Source organism: Pseudoalteromonas sp. (assembly GCF_041613455.1).
Lineage (GTDB): Bacteria > Pseudomonadota > Gammaproteobacteria > Enterobacterales > Alteromonadaceae > Pseudoalteromonas.
Window position 1 is genome coordinate 1 of the sequence record NZ_JBFJHD010000116.1, and the last position, 9,823, is coordinate 9,823.

10 protein-coding genes and 1 pseudogene are annotated in these 9,823 nt (G+C 45.3%); 6 read left to right on the plus strand and 5 right to left on the minus strand.

Annotation, left to right across the window (positions count from 1 at the left end):
• A pseudogene (locus tag ABYB02_RS11145) lies at positions 1–135 on the plus strand (macrolide ABC transporter ATP-binding protein); the annotation flags it as partial.
• On the plus strand, positions 128–1,366 hold the full coding sequence (locus ABYB02_RS11150) for an ABC transporter permease (protein ID WP_372762532.1): 1,239 nt from the start codon (positions 128–130) through the stop codon (positions 1,364–1,366). The pseudogene ABYB02_RS11145 and the gene ABYB02_RS11150, both read left to right, overlap by 8 nt.
• Before the next feature lie 154 nt (positions 1,367–1,520).
• Here ABYB02_RS11150 and ABYB02_RS11155 read toward each other — a convergent pair whose 3' ends face one another.
• The 3 genes from ABYB02_RS11155 to ABYB02_RS11165 are packed head-to-tail and all read right to left on the minus strand — an operon-like array spanning position 1,521 to position 6,168.
• The gene (locus ABYB02_RS11155) at positions 1,521–2,588 is read right to left on the minus strand and encodes an efflux RND transporter periplasmic adaptor subunit (protein WP_372762533.1); all 1,068 of its coding nucleotides are present in this window, start codon (positions 2,586–2,588) and stop codon (positions 1,521–1,523) included.
• Positions 2,578–5,862 (minus strand): efflux RND transporter permease subunit, encoded by a 3,285-nt coding sequence (locus ABYB02_RS11160; RefSeq protein WP_372762534.1) that lies wholly within the window; start codon positions 5,860–5,862, stop codon positions 2,578–2,580. The genes ABYB02_RS11155 and ABYB02_RS11160 overlap by 11 nt, the downstream gene beginning before the upstream one ends.
• A 3-nt stretch (positions 5,863–5,865) precedes the next feature.
• Entirely contained in the window at positions 5,866–6,168 is a 303-nt protein-coding gene (locus ABYB02_RS11165; RefSeq protein WP_372762535.1) for an ArsR/SmtB family transcription factor, read from the minus strand.
• A 127-nt stretch (positions 6,169–6,295) separates the two neighbouring features.
• Here ABYB02_RS11165 and ABYB02_RS11170 point away from each other — a divergent pair, with 127 nt between their 5' ends.
• From ABYB02_RS11170 to ABYB02_RS11180, 3 genes are all read left to right on the plus strand, one after another.
• Positions 6,296–6,484 (plus strand): DUF2892 domain-containing protein, encoded by a 189-nt coding sequence (locus tag ABYB02_RS11170; protein ID WP_372762536.1) that lies wholly within the window; start codon positions 6,296–6,298, stop codon positions 6,482–6,484.
• A gap of 3 nt (positions 6,485–6,487) precedes the next feature.
• Positions 6,488–6,832: a rhodanese-like domain-containing protein gene (locus ABYB02_RS11175; protein ID WP_372762537.1), complete on the plus strand. Its 345-nt coding sequence runs from the start codon at positions 6,488–6,490 to the stop codon at positions 6,830–6,832.
• Between the two features lie 257 nt (positions 6,833–7,089).
• Complete coding sequence (locus tag ABYB02_RS11180; RefSeq protein WP_372762538.1) at positions 7,090–7,827, plus strand: MipA/OmpV family protein; 738 nt, start codon at positions 7,090–7,092, stop codon at positions 7,825–7,827.
• Between the two features lie 71 nt (positions 7,828–7,898).
• Here ABYB02_RS11180 and ABYB02_RS11185 read toward each other — a convergent pair whose 3' ends face one another.
• On the minus strand, positions 7,899–8,516 hold the full coding sequence (locus ABYB02_RS11185; RefSeq protein ID WP_372762539.1) for a LysE family translocator: 618 nt from the start codon (positions 8,514–8,516) through the stop codon (positions 7,899–7,901).
• Positions 8,517–8,726: 210 nt separating this feature from the next.
• The gene (locus tag ABYB02_RS11190) at positions 8,727–9,125 is read right to left on the minus strand and encodes a DUF3224 domain-containing protein (protein WP_372762540.1); all 399 of its coding nucleotides are present in this window, start codon (positions 9,123–9,125) and stop codon (positions 8,727–8,729) included.
• Positions 9,126–9,212: 87 nt separating this feature from the next.
• On the opposite strand from ABYB02_RS11190, the gene ABYB02_RS11195 reads away from it, so the two are divergent.
• Positions 9,213–9,823: ABC transporter transmembrane domain-containing protein (locus ABYB02_RS11195; RefSeq protein WP_372762541.1), on the plus strand; the 611-nt coding region annotated here is incomplete at its 3' end.

Below are 9,823 nucleotides of genomic sequence, written 5' to 3' on the forward strand. Positions count from 1 at the left end.
AACGAAGGGCACACCATTATTTTAGTGACCCATGAGCAAGAAATTGCCGACCATTGCCAGCGAGTTATTCGTCTAGTGGATGGCAAGGTTGTCAGCGATGTGAGTAAAGGCCAAGGAGAAAAACCACATGTTTAAGTTTGCTCTGGCTACGATGGAAGGCAGCAAAGCCGCATTTTCGGCAATTAAAGCCAATGCCATGCGCTCAGCCCTTACCTGTTTAGGCATTATTATTGGTGTGGCTGCAGTCGTTACTGTGGTCGCCGTGATGCAAGGGTTTACCAAGCAAATAAATGATCAGCTCGCCGATATGTCGCCAGACGTCACCACTATAAAACCTTATACCAGTATTGAGCTGGAAATGGTGGGTAAAAATGCCAAGCTCAGCTACGACGATTTTTTAACCCTAAAAGCGCGAGTAAAAGAAGCCGAAACACTCACTGCGCTGATGTTTACCTGGCGTTTTTCCGGCGGCGCCGAGTATGGCAATAAAAGCCACTCATCGCGGGTGATGGGTACCGAGCAAGACTACCAAAAAGCGTACCGCACTTACCCCGAGTTGGGGCGCTTTATTCGCGCTGAAGACGATGAAAAACGTCGTCGCGTAGCATTTATTGGTCCTTCCATTATTGAAAAGCTAAACCTGCCAAAGAACCCGGTAGGCGAGTACATTAAACTAGGCGGTGAATGGTTTCGTATTATCGGCGTGGCCGAAAAACAAGGCAGCTTTTTAGGTTTTGATCAAGACGATTATATTAATATTCCTATTAGCACCATGAGTGCACTAGAGGGAGGCAATACACAAAGTAATGTGCAAATTATGTTTCGGCTTAAAGACAGCGCTAACGAAGAACAGGTCCTAGCAAAAATTACCCGTATCTTACGCCAGCTCCATAAACTCAAAGACGGTGACGACAATGACTTTGAATTTGAAACCGCCGAAAAAGCGCGCGCCCAAGTAGATAAATTTACCGGCAGTGCTACAGCCATCACCGCCGGTATTGTCGGCATTAGCTTATTAGTGGGTGGCATAGGCGTAATGAACATTATGTTAGTGTCGGTAACGGAACGTACTCGGGTGATTGGCACACTCAAAGCACTCGGCGCTACGCCGGGCTTTATTATGCTGCAGTTTTTAGTTGAAGCGGTGGTGCTGTCGCTATTTGGTGGTTTAATTGGATTAGCTATTGGCTATGGTGCGGCGGCGCTTATTGCGTTTATGGTGCCAAGTATGCCCGATGCGTATATTCCGGCGTGGGCGGTAATGCTGTCGTTTGGTTTTACTTCATTAATAGGTATCGTGTTTGGCTTAGCCCCTGCAATTAAAGCCGCTCGGCTCAACCCAATAGATGCCTTGCGCTACGAGTAATCCCGCGCTGAGTAGCGAATATGAAGGCTAGCTGCCTCTGTGTTATATAAATAATGATGCTAAAATTAGCATCATTATTTAATACTGTGTTTAGTGTTACCAGGCAAGCTAGTGTATACCGCTGCTGCTGAGCTACAACAAATAGCGGCCGCTGTTAGTTAGCAATATAATCGACCGCCAAGGTATCGCCGGGATTCAGTCCAGCAATAACGTGTTGCTTAGTGCCAATCATGTCACCTAAACGCACAAAGCGGCGCTCTATTTGTGCATTGTCACTATTAATTACATACACCATATTTAACTGGCCAAATTCATGCACCCAGTTGCGCTCTACCAAAACCCCTTGTTCATTGGCTAAGGGTAAGGCTAATTGCGCATACAAGCCGGGCATCACCCCTGCAGACGCATCAAAATCTAAGCGAATTAATAAACTACGCGCATTACTATCGGCAACCGGTACAATTTCGGCCACCGTGGCTGCTTTTGTTAAATTAAGCGCTGGCAATTTTATTGTTAAGCGTTGCCCTAGCTGCAATTTAACCGCTTGCGATTCACGCACATTAAATTCAACTTGCAGCTGCTGCGGATTATAAAGCCCTATTAACGCCTGCCCCGGCGTAACGGTATCGCCGGGCTCAACTAAGCGCTCTACCACAACCCCTGAAATGGGCGCCGTAATACGGGTATACCCCAGCGCCACCTTAGCTTGAGTATGTTGCTGCTTAGCGGCAATTAAATTAGCCGATAAACTGTCAAAGTTCGCTCTGGCGTTATCTAACTCACTTAACGACACTAAGCCTTGCGCATAAATACTTTCAATACGCGTGAGCTGCTTTTGCGCTTGCGTTAACGAGGCTTGAATTGCATTAATTTGCGCGTCACTTTGTGCTAATTGCGCTTTAAAGTCATCTTGTTGCAAGCTAACGAGTAAATCACCTTGGTTTACTTTATCCCCTGCGCGAACATTTAAACGCTCAATTTGCGCCATAACCCGCGATGAAATTTGCGTGTTTTGTTTCGCAATAATACTGCCCGGTACCCATTCGCTACGCGCTATCTGTTGTAGCTCAACGCTCACCCGCTGACCTTGGTAGTCATTAGCCTTGGCCGCTTTTAATCCAGCGGCTTGTTTATCAGAAAAACTCCCCGCCATATACAACACGGCAACAATCACCACGCATAACGCGAGTAACGAGCCAACTAGTTTTGATTTACCCTGCATGCGCTTCTCCCACGCTATTTTCTGTGTTTGCAAACACTAAGTAATAAACAAGTGGCACTACAAATAACGAAAACAATGTAGAAGCCACAATGCCAAAAATAATCGCGATGGCTAAACCACTAAATACCGGATCTAGGGTGATCACTAAGTTTCCTAATAAAGTGGTGCCTGCGGTGAGTAATACGGGACGCATACGAACCGTTCCCGCAGCAATTAATGCTGCTTTTATTGCCATGCCTTGAGCACGCGCTTGGTTAATAAATTCAACTAAAATAAGTGAATTACGCACCACTATACCGGCCAGTGCAATCATCCCTATCATGGCTGTGGCGGTAAATAACACCGGCTCGGGCGCGCCGCCAATGCTGCGCTCACCAAATTGATTCAGCAACCAAAAGCCGGGCATGATGCCAATCACGGTCAGTGGGATCGCCGACATAATAATAAGCGATAAGCTCACCGAGCGTGTTTGAATGCGTAAAATAATAAAAATGGCACTTAGCGCAAATGCAAACGCGATGCCCATATCTCTAAATACATCGATGGTAATACGCCATTCCCCTTCACCGCTAAAGCTGGCCTGGGTGCCGTGTGGTAATTGCCAAGGTGCGGTGCCACCATTATTAAAAAAGTGCCGCGCTAACCAAGGTGTTTTTACAAACTCGCTGGGGGAAGCATTTAAATCAGCGCTTACATCGGCAATGATTGCCGCCGGCGTTCTGCCATTGAGTTCAGCCATTACATAAATCACTTCGCGCTGATCTTTTCGCATAATCGTTGGCGCTACCGTTAATTGCGTAAATTCACCCAGCTCAGAAAGCGCAACTAAAGGCCGCGGCGCACTGCTTAAGCCAAATTTATTGGCACTTTTAGCCAGCTCTCTGTCGCCTCTTAGTTGTAATGCGAGTAATTGCGTTAGCTGATTGCGCTCGCTATACGCAAGCTGCAGTTTTATTGGCACCGGCTGTGTTTCGTTACTCACATAGAGCTGCCCTACGGTTTGCCCTTGTGAAGCAATACTCAGTGTTTGCGTGATATTTTCGGTAGCAATAGCACTTTGCGCGGCTTTGGTTTTATCACTAATAAAACGCAGCAACGGCGCAGGGGCGGTCATAGACGTATCAACCTCTACCACATGCGGCTCTTGCTTTAAACGCGTTGCCACTTGCTCTGCAGCTAAATAATGCGTTTGCCGATCAACAAAGGTATCTCGATACACCTCGGCCACTAAAGTACTTAATACCGGCGGACCTGGTGGCACTTCAACCACTTTAATCACAATGCCATTTTTTACTAATGGCGCTAACTGTTTACGCAAGCGCATGACCACAGCGTGTGATTGATGCTCGCGTGCTGTTTTATCTAGCAATAACACTCTGAGCTCTGCTAAGTTAGCGGCTTCTCGTCGATAATAACCACGCACCATGCCATTAAAATCCATACTAGAGGGCTGGCCTACATACGCCGCTATTTCACTCACCTCGGTTAATTGCCACGTGAGCGTTTGCACTTGTCGAGTAAACGCGGCTGTTTGTTCTAAATTGGTGCCCTCTGGCATATCAATCAGTACTTGCAGCTCACTTTTATTATCAAACGGCAACAACTTTAGCGGCACTAATCGCATGACCGGCAACATGGCACTAATAATAAATAACCCTAGGGTGATCCACAGTACCCATTTAGCCCGTGACTTTGAAGCCAATAACGGTGACAGTAAACGCTGGTATATACTGGGCTTATTACTCGTTACCTGCACTGTATCCGTGTTTGGTTTTAGTAACTTCATTGCCAGCCACGGGGTGACCAAAAACGCCACTAAGGTAGATACCATTACACTCACAGGAACGTTAAATGCCATGGGCGCCATATACGGCCCCATCATGCCAGTAATAAAGGCCAGCGGAATAAACGCCACCATAATTGTTAAAGTCGACATCAGCAGTGCAACACGAATCTCGCTCATGGCAGCGACTATCTGCTGTTTTTTATTACCTTTGTTATTGATGAAGCGGCTAATGTTATCGATACCTGTGATCGGATCGTCAACCAACAAGCCTAACGATAAAATTAACGCAAATAAGGTCACGCGGTTAATGGTGTAACCAAACGCAAAATCCAGTGAAAGGGTAATGCCATAACAAATGGGCACGGCAAGTCCAACCACAATAGCTGGACGCCACCCTAAAAACACCCCAACAAAGATCACCACAGTAAATACCGCAAACACTAAGCTTGAGGTTAAGTTATTCACTTTTTCGTCGGCGGTTTGGCCATAATCACGCAGTACTGAGTAGCTTATTTCTGGTGGCAGTAACGTTGTTTTTAGCTCGGCCATCATGCGATGCACATCAGTTGCCACCGCAACTGCGTTAGTGCCTGCTTGTTTGGCAACACTCAGCGTGACCATAGGGTAATGTTGCTGCTCATTTGACTGCGCCAGCCATTGATAGTTTTGCGCTTCAGCGGGGCCATCACTAACTTGAGCAACATCGGTTAAATAAACACTTTTACCATTAACCACATTAACAACGAGCTGCTCAACCGCCGCTTTAGTTCTTAAAACATCACCCGCTTGCAAAGTTATTTGCTGCTGGGCATTCACTACATTGCCTACTTCGGCCAGTTGGTTAGAGACGCTAAGCGCATAATACACATCATTTAAGGTTGTTTGGTGCGCCGCCAATGCAGTGGCATTCAAATTAACGGTAATGGCACGGTTACGCCCAGCAATGACCTTTACTTCGCTGGTGTCTGCGATGCGCTGTAAACTACTGGCTATTTCGTTAGCAAAGCGCGTTAATTCATAATCACTATAAAGCTGAGCGTCTGTGCTATAGAGCCCCAACATCACAATAGGCACATCGTTGACTTCTACGGGGCGTATTTGCCAACTGTTAATAACCGGGCTCATAGTGTGTTGATAGCTATAAAGCTTCGCGTAGGTATCAAGTATCGCTTGTGCGCGGTCGTGCCCTACTTCAAAGCGTAATGTCACCACTGCAGCGCTACTTTGTGTGGTTGAATATATGTGTTTTACCCCACCGAGCTGCGCCAGTAGCTTTTCTAAAGGCTCAGTGACTAAGCGCGCCACTTCGGGGGCTTCTACATTGGGTGCTGATACGTAAATGTCGAGCATAGGCACCACTATTTGTGGTTCTTCCTCGCGCGGAGTTTGTTGCAAAGCAAATAACCCACATAGCACCGACAACACAAAAATAATAATTGGAAGGCGACCTTGCAAACTACGTGTTATAGCGTGATCAATCATATTCATGTGTTATTCCTTACAAAACAACCCATATAACGTTGCCAACAAAGTAACAGCGTCGTCATTAATAACTCGATAATAAATGGTTTGGCTTTCGCGACGCGTCGCCACGATGTTAGCTTTACGCAAAGCGGCCAAGTGCTGAGATAGCGCTGACTGTGCCAGCGGTACTGCTTCATTCAGCTGCGATACGCTCATTTCGCTGTTTTGCAGCGAACATAAAATCATCAAACGATTTTTATTAGCTAAAATTTTTAATAGCTGCTCGGCTTGCTCTACATTGGCAGTCATGGCAGTAAAATCGATATTCATACGGTGCTCTAATACTTAATTTATGCATTAGTATAGATGACGATAATAGTCACGTCCAATATTAGATCTTGCTAATGTATAAAAATCTAATATAGTAACTATACTATTCACTAAGTAGTAACTAACGATGAAACTAAATAATGCATTACGACTCATTGCAGGGTGTATGATTGGGCTATCTATTTTATTGCAGCTTTTGCATGACCCAAGATGGATATACTTTACTGGCTTTATTGCACTGAATTTGATGCAATCGGCTGTGACCAATTGGTGCCCAATGATCACCTTATTACGTAAACTTGGCTTTAAGGAATAACTTATGCTTACCCCAATTCCCGACTTATTAAAAACCATTATCCCTAACCAGCGCCGTATTGACGCCCAACAAGCAAAACAAGAGCTTGCAAGCAATAAAGGGTTACTCATTGATGTACGCGAACCGGCTGAACATGCCGCGAAAGCAGCGCATGGAGCAATCAACATTCCGCGTGGCTTACTGGAAATGAAATTAATGGAGCTGGAAAAAGACGCCTCACGGCCGATTTACTTACACTGCGCCAGTGCTGCTCGCGCCACCTTAGGCGCCGAAGCACTAACGCGGGTTGGCTACGAAAATGTCACTGTGATCACCTGTACGGCTGAAGAAATATGTAAGGCGTTTTAACCATCAGCGGGTGACGTATTACCACTAAGCACTCATTGTCAGGTGAACAGTGAGTGCGCTCGCCGAGCTTGGTTTAAATGCAACCACACCCAAGCAGCTATCGCTGCTGCGTTGCATCAGCGCAGGCATATACGTAACCAATTCACTTATCATCTTTACATTACGACAAACTTTCATACAGTAACTTACAACACTGGTTTTCGATTACCGTTAAACTTGCTTATTAAATTACGATACAACTTTATAGCTACTAAAACATGAAACAACCATTACCCATATTGCTCAGCACCTTACTTGTTACCACCTCAGCTGCTTATGCTGACTCGCCATGGTCTGTGGCGGGCGGCGTGATTGCCGTTGATTCGCCCTATGCTAATACCGACACGAAAGTGATGGCGTTACCTATGGTGAACTACCAAGGTGAAAAGCTAACGCTACGTGGCTACACACTCGACTATACATTACTACAACAACACGGCTTTAGCTGGTCTGCCACGTTAGCACCGGGGCAGTTTTTTGACTCATCCGACTCCGACAACCCTGCCATAAAAGCACTTAATGAGCGCAAAATGTCATTATACGCGGGAACGAAAGTAAGTTACGCCGCAAATTTTGGCCGCCTCAATGCAAGTGTAACGCATGATATACTAGGCCACAGCGATGGCCTGAAGTTTAATGGTGACTACAACTACAGCATAATCTTCAGCAAAGAGTTAATACTTACCCCGTTTATAGGCGTGGTGATTAATAGCAGTAAAGTATCGAATTACTATTACGGTGTAGCCGCTGGCGAATCAACTAGCTATGCGCCCTACCAACTCGGTTCAACCGTGAATTATAATGCGGGGCTGCTATTACGTTATCAACTGAATAAAAATTGGCACCTGAATGGCCTTGTTAAATATACTCAGCTAGACACTGATATTGAAGATTCACCAATTGTCGATAGCGATAATATTGCAACCACCATGCTATCTGTAAGCTATCAGTTTTAACGTATGCATCATTAAAAAAGCCGAGCAATTAATGTTCGGCTTTTGTTATGTTCGCTGAGTAAAAACAATGACTACAAGCTCACCACCACGCGAATAGCCAGCGCAATAAATACCGCACCTAATAACTTATCAAGCCAGACATTTTGCTGGTTAAAACCAAAGCGGTTTTTAGACACCTCGGTCAGTAATGCCACCAGCAAGTACCAGCCAGTATCAATAACCAGCACCGTTAGGCACATAATTATCCCTATGCTTAAGGTTAAGTTTTCTGGGTCAATAAACTGCGAAAATAATGCTAAAAAGAAAATCGCCAACTTAGGGTTCAAAAACGCAATAGCAAAGCCATCTTGCAAGGCGGTTTTACTACTTACCTCACTGTGCTGCACTTGCAGTTCACTACCGTGCGCTTTAGCGAGTAAAATTTTAATCCCTAAATACGCTAAATAGGCAGCCCCTAAATACACCAACATTTGATAAACAGTAGGAAACTGCAGCATCAACGCCCCTAACCCAAGTAAGGATGCCGCTGCATACAACCCCACGCCTAGGCCATGACTTAATGCCGCCAGCATGCCATTTTTCATGCCACCACTTAAGGTATGCTTTAATACCACCGCCAAACTAGGCCCTGGCGACATCGCGCCCATCATGCACACAACTGCTAAACTCAACCACACCGATAAAAGCATTCACTACCCTTCTAATTCATTGTTTTCTATTAACAACGCATACGCCGTTATCTGCCCTTGAAAGCCCGTTGCCGTGGTAACGTTTATAACTCGCCAGCCTTGTTAGTTTAATTGATAGATACGCGTGTTCAATGCATCTACATCTATGCCGTGACTAAAAAAGCCGCGCTTTTTAAATTCAACTATTTTTTGCATTAGCTATCATCCAGTTTATAAGCTGTAGTCAAAATCGTAATAATGAATACCTTGCTCTACGCGAATTTTCATACTGCCCGTTAACCCCATCAGCTCGCCGGTGCCTGAGTCGGGAATAACGGTTAATATTAAACTGTCTTTGCCTTTATCCATAGTGCCAAAGTGCTGCAGAACAAAGCTGCCTTTTTTGCCTGCAAGCTCGCCTATCACTTGTTCTATTGCAACATAACCCGCACTGCCTTGCGTGGGCGTCATGGCACTTAGCATTTCCCCTTGGCTGGTAGCACTAAGCGCGCCATTAAATGTTTTATCTATCGACATGCGGCCTAAGTTAATGCCATTTTGGCCGCTTGCGTAGCCTTCTATTGGGGCTAGGTTTACATTAAATTCTCCACTTACGGTTGCTGTAGTCATAACCTTTCCTTATTGATGATTTTAACACTATTGATTTTTATTATCTTAGTGCCATATCTATACCTTAACCTTTAAAAAGAATCCACTATGTCAAAAACAACGCCTAAGCCCGAAAAGGCCGCCTTTAGTAGTTTAATTCCTATCTTTACTTTTATTAAACCTTATAAAGGCGTGGTGACTGCGGCGCTCATTGCATTACTCGTTACTGCTGGGGTTAACCTGTCATTGGGTCAAGGGGTTAAATTTGTCATTGACCATGGTTTTATTGCCGGCTCGCAAGCTCAGCTACAGCAAGCTGTGTTGGTACTTATTGGCTTAATTAGCTTATTAGCGGTGGGCACCTTTAGCCGCTTTTATTTAATGTCGTGGATTGGCGAGCGCGTCAGTAACGATATTCGTAAAGCGGTGTTTAACCGCATTGTTACCCTGCACCCTAGTTACTTTGAAGAAAACCGCAGTGGCGAATTAATGTCGCGACTGACCACCGACACCACCTTGCTGCAATCTATTATTGGCTCTTCTTTTTCTATGGCACTGCGCAGTGCGCTGATGCTAATTGGCGGCTTGGCGATGTTACTGTTCACCAATTTAAAACTGACCTTAGTGGTGGTGGCGTGTGTCCCCTTAGTGTTAGTGCCTATGCTGGTGTTTGGCCGTAAGGTGCGCAAACTAGCCAGCTCGAGTCAAGATGCGATTGC